This is a genomic window from Enterococcus sp. 4E1_DIV0656, from assembly GCF_002140695.1.
Lineage (GTDB): Bacteria > Bacillota > Bacilli > Lactobacillales > Enterococcaceae > Enterococcus_D > Enterococcus_D entomosocium.
Map to the genome: position 1 here is coordinate 713284 of NZ_NGLF01000002.1, position 13621 is coordinate 726904.

The following is a 13621-nucleotide window of genomic DNA, read 5'->3' on the forward strand; positions in this document are numbered from 1 at the left end:
AATCACCATCCGAAACGTTTGTCCTCGTAACGACTTTTTAGTTTTGAATTGCTGCAATGGCTGATTTGATCTGATCGACTGCCTGTGGTAGAGCTGTTTTCGGTTCAGCCTTTCCAGTAGCAATTGTCTGCAATGCGGCATCCATTGGTTCCCATACTGAATTCATTTCAGTGATCCCAGGCGTTAGTTCTGCGTATTGGGACTGAGCAGCAATGGCTGCAGCACTTTCGCTTTCTTGAACTGCTGGATCATCTGCCAATGAAGCAACCGCTGGTACTTCTTGCGTTTTTTCATAACGGACTTTTGAATTTTCCTCATTGCTGATGAATTTCACGAACGCTTCAGCTAATTCAGGGTTTTGGGAATAACTGCTTACGTTGTAGCTTTTGACACCGATAAAGGAGCCCATATGTTCACCATTGCCTAATAATGGCAATTCTTTCACACCATAGTCGATGCCCGCTTCTTTATAAGGAGACAAGTTCCATGGACCAGAGACGACAGCTGCAGCTTTTCCTTCCGTAAATAAAGAGTCCAACACATTGATTCCTTGTTCACCGACCAATCCGGATGGAAAAACACCTGCATCATAAAACTGTTGGATATAGTCCGCTCCTTCGATCGCACCTTCATTAGCTAATCCAATATCTTCAGGGTCATAGGATCCATCGGCATTCTCGCCAAAAACATAACCGCCATAACCGCTCAATACACCTTGTGCGTAATAAATTTGATCCCATAATGCCAGTAACCCATAACTGTCAGCACCTAAAACAGATTTAGAATACTCTAGCCACTCATCCGTTGTCTGTGGCAAGTCTTCTTCGGAAATTAGCTCTTTGTTATAATACAAAATTTGTGTTTCAACCGCTTTTGGTAAGCCGTAAACTTTGCCATCAACGATTTGCGATTGCATTGCTGATTCCGTATACAGATCTTGTAGCGTTTGATCGACTGTTAATTCTTTCAACAACCCTTCGGTAACTGCTGTACCGATTTGATCACCAGGAATTGTGATGACATCCGCACCTGTACCAGCGGGTCCATCCAATCGTAAATCTTCAATCTGTCCACCATAGGCTTTTTCGACCACTTTGATCGTCACATCGTGTTCTTCTTCAAATTGTTTGACTGCCTCTTCAATCCCAGCTGATTTTGCTTGGTCTTCCCAGACCAATAGATCATAGTCCTTATCGCTGCCACTATTTGCTGCAGTACTATCTGTCCCTTCACTTTGTGGACCGCAAGCACCTAATCCTAAAGCTGCTACACTTAAAAAAAGAACTCGAGACATTTTTTTCATCATCATTTCTCCACCTTTTCTTTATTTTGCAAACGCTATCTTCTCGTTTATAATAAATTATTTTACTTAATATGTAAATAGTTTTACTAAATTAATTTCTTCAATGGAGTAAATAAACGGATAAAATCAAGGTTTATCACACAAATTTTTTTTTCGAAATACCTCTATGTTACTAACTTCCACTATTCAGTAAATATATTTAGTAAATTCATTTACTTGGTAAAGTTGTTAGCGTATACTAGAAGAAAGAGGTGAAGAAGATTGGTTACAATAAAAAAAATTGCCGAGCAATCAGGCTTTTCACAAGCGACTGTTTCCCGATTATTGAAAGGCGACGAATCGTTGTCGATCGCAGCCGATACGCGTCAAAAAATTATTCATACCGCTTTATCACTAGGTTATGATCGCTCAAAAATAAAAACAACACTAGAAAAAATCGCCGTCCTTTTCTGGCTGACAGAACAAGAAGAGCTTCAAGATGTCTATTTTCGACAATTGCGAATCTCTTTAGAAAAATATGCGAAAATCAACAATTTGGAAATTCAACTGATCACCCATGAAGATGATGTTTTAGAAACATTGCAAGAGGTCGCGGGGTTTATTGGGATTGGCTCTTTCACTGAGAAAGAAACGCAGCAGTTCAAATCCGTTTGCCCCTATGGTGTCCTTTTGGAAATCAACCCCTGTCCAGAGCTGTTCGATACGGTCAAACCCGATACTGATCGAATGACGCAACTGGCGATCGATCTGTTTTTAACAAAAGGATACCGAAAGATCGGCTTTATTGGTGGCGCTTATCTAAATCCTGATACTCAACGTGCAGAAATGGATAGTCGCGAGATCATCTTCCGTCAAACGCTGGCTCGTCGAGATGCGTTCGATGAGGCGTTCTTATTTAGTGGTGGCAATTTTTCCGTTGAAACCGGCTATCGTTTGGCGAAAAAAATGGTGGAGTCCCTTGGTGACAATTTGCCAGAGGCGCTCTTTGTGGCTTCTGACACCGTCGCAGTTGGTGTGCTCCAAGCGTTAAATGAACGATCTATCATCATTCCTGATCGCTTGGAATTAATCAGTATCAATGACAATGAGATCGCAAAATTTGTGGCTCCCCCACTAACAACGTTTAACATCGATGTGGAGGAAATCGCCAAAACCGCGATCGATTTGCTGGTGGATCAGATCGTTCATCCTCGAGCGATCACCAAAACAGTCCTTTTAGGGGCTGATCTCATCGAGCGAAAAAGCTTTACGCAAGCTTAAAAAACGCCCCTAGAAAGTTAGAAAAAGCTAACTTTCTAGGGGCGTTTCATTGTCTAAATCGAAAAAAGCATTCTTTCGTTTTTCACATCTCTTTCGCCACAGCATACACAAGATGCGGCATGTCCACTTGTCGATAGTGTTTAACAAAGCGATCCACCAGCTTCATTCCATTGCGCAATGCCACATTTATGGAGGCTTGATTGGACTCACGAATGATCGAATAAACAATATCGGCATTCAGCGTTCCAAACGCATAGTCTTTACAAGCCTGGGCGGCTTCTGTGGCAAACCCATGATGCCAGAAGTTCTTTTGAAACAAGTACCCAATTTCTAAAACAGCTTCTCCCTTGACGTCTTGCCACGTCAAGCCGCATTGACCGATCGCTTGCCCGGATGCTTTCTCAATCACTAGCCACAAGCCAATGTGATCGTTTTGATAGCGTTGCAGCTGTTTGTCGATCCAACCAGTGACTTCCTGCTCACTGAAGGGTCCTTCATAGGCAATCATGACTCCTGGATCTTGCAAAATCTTTTCAATCGCTGGACGATCGTCATGACTCATTTCTCGCAACAATAATCGCTCGGTTTCAATTAGTGGTTCCATAGTTGTTGCGCTCCCTTCTATTCCATTCGGTTTCTTTTCAAAAAATACCAACTCGCTGCCCATGCGGTGATGGGTAAAATAATCACCGCTGCCAGACCCGTGATCAAACAAACGATCAATTCTGAGACGAACGCCTTTGAATTGATCATTTCACCAAAGGAGATCGACAAATCTTGAAACCACGCAATCAACGCCAGATTACTTCCCATAAAGGCAAACAATAAGGTATTGATCGTCGAAGACAATACGTCTGATACCACTGTCATACTACTTTTACTTAATGCCTTGATTGAGACTTGCGGGTTTGCTTGAAAAAGTTCATAGGTCGCAGTGCTGATCGCCATACTCCCATCTGCCACCGCCCCCGAAAAACTCATCAAAATGATCGCAGTCATCAATGTCTTAAAATCGATGGCTACATCAAAGGAATACATCGCCAACTCATCGAGTTCCTCTGCCGAAAACCCATGAAGATTCATTGCAGAGAGCACAAGAGGAAATAATAGTAGAAAAAGCCCTAGAAAGACCAACACACAGACAAAGGCAATTTTGGTTTTCTGATTGACGCCGTTCACGAAAAACAAGGTGATCGCCGCCACGGCTAAAAAGGCAACACAAGCCGCTGGTAAAATCGGTGCCCCTCGGTCAATCAGGACCAGTAGCGCTAGAAAGACGGCCACATTCATAAACAGACCTGTGACTTGAAACAGCCCTTCGATCCGAAAAACAGCGAAAGTCAGCAAGAGAAAAAGCAAGATCAACACAAACAAAACAGTCATTTTGCTTTCCTCCTATGCACTTCAAAACAAAGGAGCGTCAACGGTACCGATAAAACCAACGCAAAGCCGCCGCATACTGTACGCACTATTTCTAAAGAAAGATGCATCGGCAATGCTTGCGAAAGCAGCCAGCCATTGGCTAGGTAAAACAATAGCGCTGGCATACTCCCACTTAAATAGGCAAACAACAAGACATTGATCATCGAAGAAGTCGTATCTTGCGCGATGGACCGACCGATCGCTAATCGTTCCTTGCGGCTCGTCTGGGGATTGATGCGTTGGATCTCATCTAAACTGGCAATCAGCATGACGATGTTGTCCATGCTGGCACCGATTGCGCCAATCAGCAGACTTCCTAGATAGACACTGCGATACGGACGGGTCAGAAACGACATTTCCTCATAGCGCAACCCATGATCTTGCAAAAGATCCATGGCGAATCGACAGAGAAAAAACGCCAAGAGAACGCTGGCTAAGGAGGCAATGATTTTGCGGCTGTCGATCGTGCGAAAGCCATAAGAAATCCCCATCGTCATAACCAACGAGACGATCGTAAAAACGATCATCAAAAAGACCAATGAAAAGGAGCTGTTGCCTTTGTGAAACCAAAGAAAAAGGAGCAGCAAGCCAGTATTCACAAAGATACTAAGCAAAGCCCGTAAGCCTTTTTTGCCACCAATTGCGACTACTGCCATCAGGAATAAGGCAAGGAAGAAAAAGAGATACCCATCCCGTTTTTGTGTTTGTACCTTCCAGCCATCTCCTTCTTTTTGCAAAAGCAGCTGTTGTCCGGTCTGATACAACGGATGAATCGCACCGTTGGGCGTGTATTCTGTAGTGACTGTCCGCAGTGCCCCAGCTTCTTCTCCGTTGCGAAGGATCCCTTGAATCTGCTGCTGTTCGGCGGTGACTTGAACCGTTTGTACTTCTATGATCGGCTGTGCATAAAAGCGACTGCTTTGGGTTTGGATCAGCCAGCTCAAGACCAGCATGCTAACAAAGGCCGCTAGATAATAATACTTTTTCAAGACCGTCTCCTTTCTTTTTCAGCAAAAAAAGACTTAGACAAACCACCAGTCCTACGACCAATCACCTTGTGAGGCTGGCTGACTGGTCGAAATGGTTACTGTGTTGGCGAGACTAACTGCTTTGCTAGTCGCCTGCTTTGTCAAAGTCCTTTTAATTGCTCGTTTTGCTTACACGACATTTTGCGCTGTACCTGCTTTAAAGCCGCTTAAGTTCGCCACAGCGATCCCCATCAAACGACGTCGGGTTTCGACTGGCGCCCAAGCGATATGCGGCGTCAAATAGCAATTTGGTGCTTGCAACAAGGGATTGTCCGCTGCAATCGGTTCTTTCGAGACGACATCTGCCGCCAAGGCTGCAATCTGCCCGATTTTCAGCGCTTCAGCAACTGCTGCTTCATCAATCAAGCCGCCACGCGAGGTATTGATCAGGATCGCAGAAGGTTTCATTTGCGCCAAAGCTGTGCGATCGATCATTTTTTCTGTCTCAGGAAACTGTGGAACATGAAGGCTAATGATATCTGCTTCTTGATACAGTTCCGCCAACGACACTTGTTTTGCCCAATCCGCTTGTGCTGGTTTTGGTCGATGATTAAAGTAGATTACTTTCAATTGAAACGCATGTGCGATCGTGGCAACTGCTTGAGCGATCGCACCATATCCAATCAGCCCAATCGTTTTGCCTGCCAATTCCATCAACGGTGTCTGCCAATAAGAAAAATCTTTGCTAGTTTGCCAGTCTCCCTGATGCACGGAACGATTATGGTGTCCCACTTGATTCGTCACTTCCAGCAGCAAAGCAAAGGTCGCTTGTGCCAATGCATTGGTACTGTAGCTAGGAATATTGGTCACGGTGATTCCTTGTTCTTTCGCTGCTGCCAAATCAACGACATTGTATCCAGTTGCTAATACCCCAATGTAGGTCAATTGCGGACATGCTTTGAGCACATCAGCGGTGATCGGCGTTTTATTTGTCAAAATCGCTTCGGCATCACCGATTCGCTCAATAATTTCTTGTTTATCTGTATATGAGGTACGATCATACACCGTCACCTCTCCTAATTCTTCAAACCCTTGCCAAGCCAAATCCCCTGGATTCAACGCATAGCCATCAAGTACAACGATCTTCATTCTTTCGCCCCTCTCGCTTTTCCTTTTGCTTTTCCATAAAAAACGGGAATTCCTAGTAACGTCACGCCGATTCCCACGACTGCTAACCACGTGTCAGTGATCAAGGTCATGATCAAGATAAAACAGCCGCCTAAAATCGCAATCAAGGGAATGATTGGATAGAAAGGAACTTTATACGGACGCTTCATCTGCGGTTCTGTTTTTCGCAAACGAAAAACTCCTACAAACAATAATACACTAAAGAACCACATAACAAAAACCAGCATATCGGTCAAGAGATCAAAGGTGCCTAAAAGCATCATGACACACGCGATCCCTAATTGTAAAAAGGCCGCCGCATAGGGTGCATTAGTGGTTTTACTTAAGGTCGCAAAGGTCTTGCTGAAAGGAATCTCATCTTCCAACGCCATCGCATATGGGACCCGCAAGCCAGTCATTGTATAGCCGTTCAATGCGCCATACACAGAGATCAAGATACCGATCGTGACCAATTTTCCGCCAAAACTGCCGAACAAGGCCATCGCAGTTTCTGAGGCACTGTTCAAATTACCAGCGATTTGATCGATCGGCAATGTTTTTAAAAAGGCAACATTGATCAACACATACACCAAGGTAACAAAACTCAACCCAAAGATGATGGCTTTTGGCAAATCTTTTTCGGGTCGCTTCATTTCTCCAGCGACATTGCCGACCCCCATCCAGCCATCATAAGCAAAAAGGGTTGCTAAGAGGGCACTACTGATACCAGCTGCAAGGGAGCCTTGAGTATTGGAAGAAAAATCCACCAATGAGACCGATACTTGCCCTGGTGTCATCAGGCCAGCCACGATAATCACCGCAATCGGAATCAGCTTGACTGCTAAGGTGACGGACTGGACTTGAGCTGCAGCTTTTGTTCCCAAAAGATTAATCAAGGTCACACTCGTTCCGGTCAAAATCGATAAAGGAAGCAAATAATTGCTAGGTAGATGAAATAAGTTCAAACATTGTGTTGCGAAAATAATACTTAAAGCCGCCACGTTCGCTGGAAAGTAAATGATACTTTGTGCCCAGCCTAATAAAAAGGAGGGTAATTTCCCATAAATTCTTTCGATATATCGAATAGGTCCGCCGGTCTCAGGAATCGCCGTCGCTAACTCTGCCACGGTCAAGCCGCCGCAAATCGTTAGAAAGCCGGCAAGCAGCCAAACCAACAAGGTCAATCCAGTCGATTGGGTCTGCTGGACCACAGCCGCTGCTTTGAAAAACACGCCGGCGCCAATCACCGTTCCCATTACTGTCGATAATGCCCCAAAAAAACTGATTTCTTTTTTCAATTGACTTTTCACAACATCACTTCCTTTTTAAATGAATAAGTCAAAGTATAGCGGATAGAAACTATCTTGACTAGAGGAATTTCAGAAAACAAAAAGCAAATACCATGAAAAGACGGCATTTGCTCCAAAATTTTTTTATTCTTTTGTGGATTCTTGAAAAACCAGCAACGGAAGCTGTCGTTTTTTGTGCATTTGTTGAACCAAATAAATTCCTGCCAGCAAGATGATCGGGAAAATGATCGCACCTAAAATCCCAACCTGCAGCTGTTGTCCCGTCCATTCGACGATGCTACCGACGACAGCGGGTCCGATTGAACATCCTAGATCTCCCGCTAATGCCAAATAAGCAAATAGCGCCGTCCCGCCGTTGCGAATGTATTGCGCAGAAAGACTAAAGACCCCCGGCCACATGATCCCTACGGCAAAACCGCTTAAGCCGCAGCCAAGGAACCCGATCAATGGCAATGAAGCAAAGCCGATCATCATATACGCCAGTAGGCAAAGCAAAACACTCAAAAACATAAAGCGTTTCAAATCGATTCGTTCTCCAAATTTGCCGTAAAGCAAGCGGGAGATCCCCATCATCAAGGCAAAAACCATCGGTCCTGCCAAATCGCCTAGTGTCTTACTAACACCTAAGCCCTGTTCAGCAAAGGTCGATGCCCATTGGCTGACTGCTTGTTCGCTGGCTCCAGCACAGACCATCATCACCAGAAACAGCCAAAAGCTTTTCAAGGAAAAGAGCTGCCGAGTGGTCAACCCTCGTTCTCCTTCGGCAACGATTGGCGCCAACGGGACTTTGGTAAAGAAAAACAAATTGACCAACGGGATCAGCGCCCAGACGATCGCTAAAATCGGCCACTGTTGAATACCGAACACCATGAAGAACGCCGTTGAGAACAAAACGACCCCCACGTACCCCCAGCAATAAAACGAGTGCAGCATGCTCATCGTTTTTTCCTTATGTTCCGTTGGACAGGCTTCAACGATGGGACTGACTAAAACTTCCAGCAAGCCACCGCCAATGGCATACAACAAAACCGCTGCTAATAATCCACTAAACGGGGTCGGAAACCATAAGGGAAAAATGGCTAAACCAATCAAGCCGATCGCTGCAAAAAAATGCGCCGCTACGATCGAAATACGATAGCCGATACGGTCTACAAAAAAGATTGCTGCAAAATCGACGGCTAACTGAGTCAAAAAGTTAAAACTGACCAACAAAGTTATCTGGCTGATTGGTAGCTGGTATTGGCTTTGAAAGGTCAAAAATAATAAGGGGGCAAAATTATTGATCACGGCTTGAACGATGTACCCTACAAAGCAAGCCGCAATCGTCGAACGATAACTTTTCATTTTCACTTCTCCTTTGCTCGTCTTATCAGTATACCAAGTCCAATCAGTCGGGAACCATGGAGAAAACACTTTTTTTACCCAGAGAATCTTAAGGAAATCAGGATTCCTCTTTCTTCAGATGATTTCCTTAAATAGAAGCAGCAAAAAAGCTGCCCTCACAGACAGCTTTTTCCGACTTATTCTCAAGGCTAGGCGTTTTTCCTCCGGGCAGCGATGGTTTTCATGGTGGCTTCAAAGATTGGGCCAATAAAGACGATACACAAGAGAGTACCTAACCCCACACTGGCGCCTAACGCAAAACCGATCAAGACCATCGCAGCATCCAAGCCGATACGGATCGTTTTTTGGGTCAATTTGCTTCGTTTGTAGATCAAGGCAGTCAAGGCTTCAAGTGCGGCCGACCCTTTGTTGGAAGAAACGTAAATGCCGGCGCCGATGCCAAATAAGATCGGTGCAGCGAAAATAGCGATCCATGGGTAGAAAGGCAAATGAATTGATACTTTGTCCATCACTGGTTCAAAGATCCCAATCAACAAGCCTAAGCCGATCCCGTTGATAAAACTGCCAATGCCTAATTCGGCACGATCAAAGACTGCAACGATCAACAAAACAACAATGTTAAAACACAAACTGGCTATCCAAAAAGGGACATCGATAAAATTCAAAATTCCTAACAAAAACGTACTGATCGTATCATATCCTTGATGGGCAGTGATCAATAAGGATATGGCTAACGCAATCAGCCCGGTACCTATCAAAACTTGTGCAAATTTTTTGGTTTCTTTCACAACATCACGCTCTCTTCTTTATTTTTCCTCTCTTAGTTTACCGTGAAAGCGTCACAATTACTATCATTTAATCACAAAAACCGGATTTTTTTTGAAGAAATCTAAATTCAATCAAGGGATTCATAATGCTGTTCATAGGTATCGCGAAACTCTTTGGGGGTCAAGCCATTTAACTTCTTAAACATCTTCGAAAAATAGTTGGTATTGTTGTAACCAATACGATCGCCGATCTCACTGATCGTGGCTTTCGAATGAAGCAGCAGCTGTTGGGCTTGCTTGATGCGCACCAGATTGACGTACTGATTAAAGCTCATTTCCGTTTCTTTCTTAAAGAGTTGCCCCAAATAAACAACGCTAACGTGCAGTTCTTCTGCCGCTGATTTGACCGTCAAATCATGGGTGTAGCCTTCTTCAATCAGCTGGATCGTCTTTTGAACGATCTCTGAATAACGTTTTTGCGGCGGCTGCGATTTGGCCAGCTCCAACACATCATCAAAAAGTTGCCGCAAATCTGCCAATGTATTGGACTCGCGAATCCGTGCCAAAATCTGCTCATGGTTTTCTTGGGAAAGCACCGGCAGTTGCCGATAAATATCATTGAACAACAAAAAAGAAACATAGCGAACATGTTCAGGGTCTGCTTGGGTTTGTTCCAAAATAGCGAACATTTTATCTAGCTCATGTTGGATCGTTTTAACATCCCCGATGGTCAGCGCTTTGTTAAAAGATAGAAACGGTAGTTCTTCGTTTCGCTCTAATATATCCACGTGGATCGTCTGTTCTTGTAAAAACAGATCTGGATAGAAGGCTTGCAGCGATTGAACTTGCTTGATTTTCTCATAGGCTTTATACAAATTCTCCCACTCGTTGATGGTTTCGCTCATGATCAACTGCCAGTCTTTACTATTAAGTTGCTGGGCTAATGCTTTTAAGACAGCGTTGATTTGTTGTCTTGGTCCGGCTGCGGTAATGATCACTTGGTTTTCATCTAATCGCCCTGGTAAGATCAATGGCTGATCGTGTTGCTGAAAAAACGTCGTGATTTTTTGTAAGATCTCGGCAGTCCCATTGAACTGCAAAACGGTAAAGGGGGCTGCTAGCGGCACCCTCTGTTGCGCCAGCAAATGGAGGTACTCGCTTTCGTTCAATTCATCATTCAACCAAAGCAGCAGGCTTGATTCTTGATAAAGTTCTTTTTCTGCCAACAGTTTTTGCTGCTCCTCTAACTCAGCTGCAATCGCTTGAACACTGCTACGCAGTTCTTCTTTGTTAACAGGTTTGACTAGATAATTACGCACACCTAACGCCATGCCTTGTTTGACAAAGGCAAACTCTTGATAACCAGATAGAATGATCGAAAAAAATCGATTCCCAAACGCTTGCGCTTGGCGGATCATATCGATGCCGTTCATTTCTGGCATCCGAATATCCGTGATCAGCAAATCAACGGAATGTTCTTGTAGATACTCTAGGGCCTCACTAGCACTTTTCGCTGTATGCACCACCTCAAAGCCCAGCTCTTGCCAAGGCAAGATCATTTGCAGCCCTTGCAAGATCATATATTCATCATCAACGAACATTGCTTTATACATCTGCCTCATGCCCCCTTTGCAAATTGTTTTCATCTAGACGGATCTTGACCGTAAACCCAGCGGCTGCTTGAGACGTAACGTCCATTTGATAAGCGCCATTGAACATGCCCCGCAACCGTTCGTGAACATTTTTGATCCCGATTGAGGTTTGGGCTCCGATCTCCTGATTTTGCAATTCTTCATGAATCATCCCTAACTGCTGCGGATCTGCGCCTTTGCCGTTGTCTTTGACTTCAATCACGATTTGACCGGCTTCTTTATAAGCTTTGATACTGATGGCGTTATCATTGCGCTGATAATCGATGCCGTGAACAAAATAGTTTTCGACAAGTGGCTGCAGTGTGAACTTCGGCAATTCTAACTGTTCTAATGCCGGATCGATGGTTACATGATAGGCGATCTTATCTGGGTAGCGCATCTGAAACAAGTAGACATATTTTTCACAAAAATCGATTTCTTCTTTTAAGGTCTTCGTCTTTTCTTGCGTCGTGTTGTTCCGTAATAGGGCCGAAAAAGCATAGACGACATCCGCCAGCTCTTCTTGGTTGCGGCTCAAGGCATACATTCGAATGTATTCTAACGTGTTATACAGAAAATGCGGATTGATCTGGGCTTGCAGCGCCCGCATGTCGGCATCCCGTTGTTTGATCTCTAGCGTGTAAATATCTTTGATGTACTCGTTGATACTGTAGGTCATTTGATTGATGGCTTCTGCGATTTCTTTCAGCTCTTGTTGGACATTGGCGGTATCGATCCGTTTGTCAAAATTCCCTTGGCTGACTTCTTTCGTCGCATAGACGATCTGCTGTACTTGCGATGTATAGCGCTTAAAGGTGCGATGAAGCACCCATAGGACCAATAATAGAATCCCAATCCCAAAACTAAAGATCCAAATGGCGCTGGAAAAAATATCACGCCAGATAACCCTTTTTGACAACAAAACCAGGGACACTTCTCCGCTGACAGTGGTTTGTTTTTTGATATAAAAGTCTTTCGAAAGAGTGTCGTGAATGGTTCCGTGAGCAACCGCCTGATCAATTTTGGCTAAAGTTTCCTTGCTGAGGTTCGTGGCATCCTTGTACAGCCGCTGACCATTTGAGGTATACAAAAAACTGTTGATTCCATGAATTTGGTTGTCTTCTTGTCGATTGGCTAAAACATCGTCTGAACGAAAGATCACGTAGACTTGGCCTAAGGGCTGGGCATAATTACTTGGTTGGGCGATCGAACGAACAAAAAACAGACGATTTTTTAAATCAATCTGTTTGCCGCTGTGTTTTTCTCCATAAGGTGTATCCGGCGTTGCCACTAATGTCTCATTGCTTTCATCCAATTGAATGATGATCTCTTCGATACTAGGATGATTACGAATCAAACGATAGAGAATATTGGGCAAGTATACACTCTGTCCCGTCTGGCGAAAAATATCATTACTATAGGAAAAATAATCTGGCAGTGAAAGCTGCAAATAGTTGCGTAATGATTCAAAGGCGGTATCTGAACTAGTAAATTCGCCAAGTACCGTTGAAACAACGGTATTTTGATCTTGCACGTAAGCATCCAGCTGCAAGCTTGTGCTCTCCACTAAACGTTCACTCGTAGTAAAACGATCCGCTCCGGTATAAGCGGTCAGGACCAACATAATAATGATGGAGATGATCACCAAGAGTACACTGTACAGCTGCATCAACTGATTGATCAAAAAATCGTGTTTGAACAAACGAAAACGCCACTTAGTCATGTGCCAAATCCCGATCAATGACGTTTTTTTCCTGACTGATCGCCACATGGCACCATAAAATCAGTAAGCTGAAGGTTCCAAAGAGCAAGAGCCCTTTCATCATCCAAGTAAAAACTAGAATACTAGCGATCCCAACCAGCAATTTTAGAAAGGTCGCCATATGAAGAAACAGACACACAAAGGACAATTTCAGGTTATTCCACAAGGAAATCTCATAGGACGTGTCAAAAACCACACTTAACAGGTACAGTAAAACACTCAATCCACTGACAACAACTAAAACAAAAGAGATCATCAACCAAATCAAGCCTTGGATCTGGGTAGCTAAATACAGGTTATACACTAAGAACCCTGTCAGTAGGAAGAACAGATAAAACTGCTTATTGGCCTTGACAAAGACGTTGCGCCAAATGCGCCATGCGCTGCGAAAGCTTTGATGCTCATAATTTAAACCGTCTTCGTGGATCAAGGTACTAATGGTATGAAACGCTGGACCGATCCCTAAGATTCCGCCACCTGCCAATGTCAATACGACGAAAAACAAATTCAACTTCACGATCGCCCAAATCAAGCGAAAGCCCTTGACCAACCCACTATTTGCTGTTTCTTCCATTTAAAATTCCTCCCTTATTTGTTCCCTATCGAAAATGTAGCATGATTTTAGCTTCCTACTCAAGCTACCTGAGAATCTTTTAATGCTATGTACGTTTTAGATGCTCCATGCTT

The 13621-nt window shown here is 43.9% G+C and carries 12 protein-coding genes; 1 reads left to right on the forward strand and 11 read right to left on the reverse strand.

Features of this window, described 5'->3' with window-relative positions; all coding sequences use genetic code 11:
* Positions 1-37 precede the first annotated feature (37 nt).
* Complete coding sequence (locus tag A5882_RS16645) at positions 38-1309, reverse strand: extracellular solute-binding protein (RefSeq protein ID WP_086373165.1); 1272 nt, start codon at positions 1307-1309, stop codon at positions 38-40.
* A 255-nt stretch (positions 1310-1564) separates the two neighbouring features.
* Here A5882_RS16645 and A5882_RS16650 point away from each other — a divergent pair, with 255 nt between their 5' ends.
* Positions 1565-2563: a LacI family DNA-binding transcriptional regulator gene (locus A5882_RS16650; RefSeq protein ID WP_086373166.1), complete on the forward strand. Its 999-nt coding sequence runs from the start codon at positions 1565-1567 to the stop codon at positions 2561-2563.
* An 82-nt stretch (positions 2564-2645) separates the two neighbouring features.
* Here A5882_RS16650 and A5882_RS16655 read toward each other — a convergent pair whose 3' ends face one another.
* The 10 genes from A5882_RS16655 to A5882_RS16700 all read right to left on the reverse strand — a co-directional run bounded on the left by A5882_RS16655 (position 2646) and on the right by A5882_RS16700 (position 13508).
* The gene (locus A5882_RS16655) at positions 2646-3167 is read right to left on the reverse strand and encodes a GNAT family N-acetyltransferase (protein ID WP_086373167.1); all 522 of its coding nucleotides are present in this window, start codon (positions 3165-3167) and stop codon (positions 2646-2648) included.
* 17 nt (positions 3168-3184) lie between these two features.
* A complete protein-coding gene (locus tag A5882_RS16660) occupies positions 3185-3946 on the reverse strand; it encodes a YibE/F family protein (RefSeq protein ID WP_086373168.1) in 762 nt (253 codons plus the stop codon).
* Positions 3943-4974, reverse strand: a complete 1032-nt coding sequence (locus tag A5882_RS16665; protein ID WP_086373169.1) for a YibE/F family protein — start codon at positions 4972-4974, stop codon at positions 3943-3945. The genes A5882_RS16660 and A5882_RS16665 overlap by 4 nt, the downstream gene beginning before the upstream one ends.
* A gap of 168 nt (positions 4975-5142) precedes the next feature.
* Entirely contained in the window at positions 5143-6102 is a 960-nt protein-coding gene (locus A5882_RS16670; RefSeq protein ID WP_086373170.1) for a D-2-hydroxyacid dehydrogenase, read from the reverse strand.
* Positions 6099-7430, reverse strand: coding sequence for an APC family permease (locus A5882_RS16675; protein ID WP_086332566.1), 1332 nt, complete (start codon positions 7428-7430; stop codon positions 6099-6101). The genes A5882_RS16670 and A5882_RS16675 overlap by 4 nt, the downstream gene beginning before the upstream one ends.
* Positions 7431-7553: 123 nt before the next feature.
* Complete coding sequence (locus A5882_RS16680; protein WP_042890478.1) at positions 7554-8774, reverse strand: sugar MFS transporter; 1221 nt, start codon at positions 8772-8774, stop codon at positions 7554-7556.
* A 188-nt stretch (positions 8775-8962) separates the two neighbouring features.
* Positions 8963-9562 (reverse strand): YitT family protein, encoded by a 600-nt coding sequence (locus A5882_RS16685; protein ID WP_005234774.1) that lies wholly within the window; start codon positions 9560-9562, stop codon positions 8963-8965.
* 107 nt (positions 9563-9669) lie between these two features.
* Entirely contained in the window at positions 9670-11154 is a 1485-nt protein-coding gene (locus A5882_RS16690) for a response regulator transcription factor (protein ID WP_086373171.1), read from the reverse strand.
* A complete protein-coding gene (locus A5882_RS16695) occupies positions 11147-12895 on the reverse strand; it encodes a sensor histidine kinase (RefSeq protein WP_016621577.1) in 1749 nt (582 codons plus the stop codon). Before A5882_RS16695 ends, A5882_RS16690 begins: the two co-directional genes overlap by 8 nt.
* Positions 12888-13508 (reverse strand): DUF624 domain-containing protein, encoded by a 621-nt coding sequence (locus A5882_RS16700; protein WP_086373172.1) that lies wholly within the window; start codon positions 13506-13508, stop codon positions 12888-12890. Before A5882_RS16700 ends, A5882_RS16695 begins: the two co-directional genes overlap by 8 nt.
* Positions 13509-13621: the final 113 nt, after the last annotated feature.

Bases quoted from the DNA above. Each gene is read 5' to 3' on its own strand.
- A5882_RS16645 (WP_086373165.1), bottom strand. From the start codon at position 1,309: ATGATGATGAAAAAAATGTCTCGAGTTCTTTTTTTAAGTGTAGCAGCT.
- A5882_RS16655 (WP_086373167.1), bottom strand. From the start codon at position 3,167: ATGGAACCACTAATTGAAACCGAGCGATTATTGTTGCGAGAAATGAGT.
- A5882_RS16660 (WP_086373168.1), bottom strand. From the start codon at position 3,946: ATGACTGTTTTGTTTGTGTTGATCTTGCTTTTTCTCTTGCTGACTTTC.
- A5882_RS16670 (WP_086373170.1), bottom strand. From the start codon at position 6,102: ATGAAGATCGTTGTACTTGATGGCTATGCGTTGAATCCAGGGGATTTG.
- A5882_RS16680 (WP_042890478.1), bottom strand. From the start codon at position 8,774: ATGAAAAGTTATCGTTCGACGATTGCGGCTTGCTTTGTAGGGTACATC.
- A5882_RS16690 (WP_086373171.1), bottom strand. From the start codon at position 11,154: ATGTATAAAGCAATGTTCGTTGATGATGAATATATGATCTTGCAAGGG.
- A5882_RS16695 (WP_016621577.1), bottom strand. From the start codon at position 12,895: ATGACTAAGTGGCGTTTTCGTTTGTTCAAACACGATTTTTTGATCAAT.
- A5882_RS16700 (WP_086373172.1), bottom strand. From the start codon at position 13,508: ATGGAAGAAACAGCAAATAGTGGGTTGGTCAAGGGCTTTCGCTTGATT.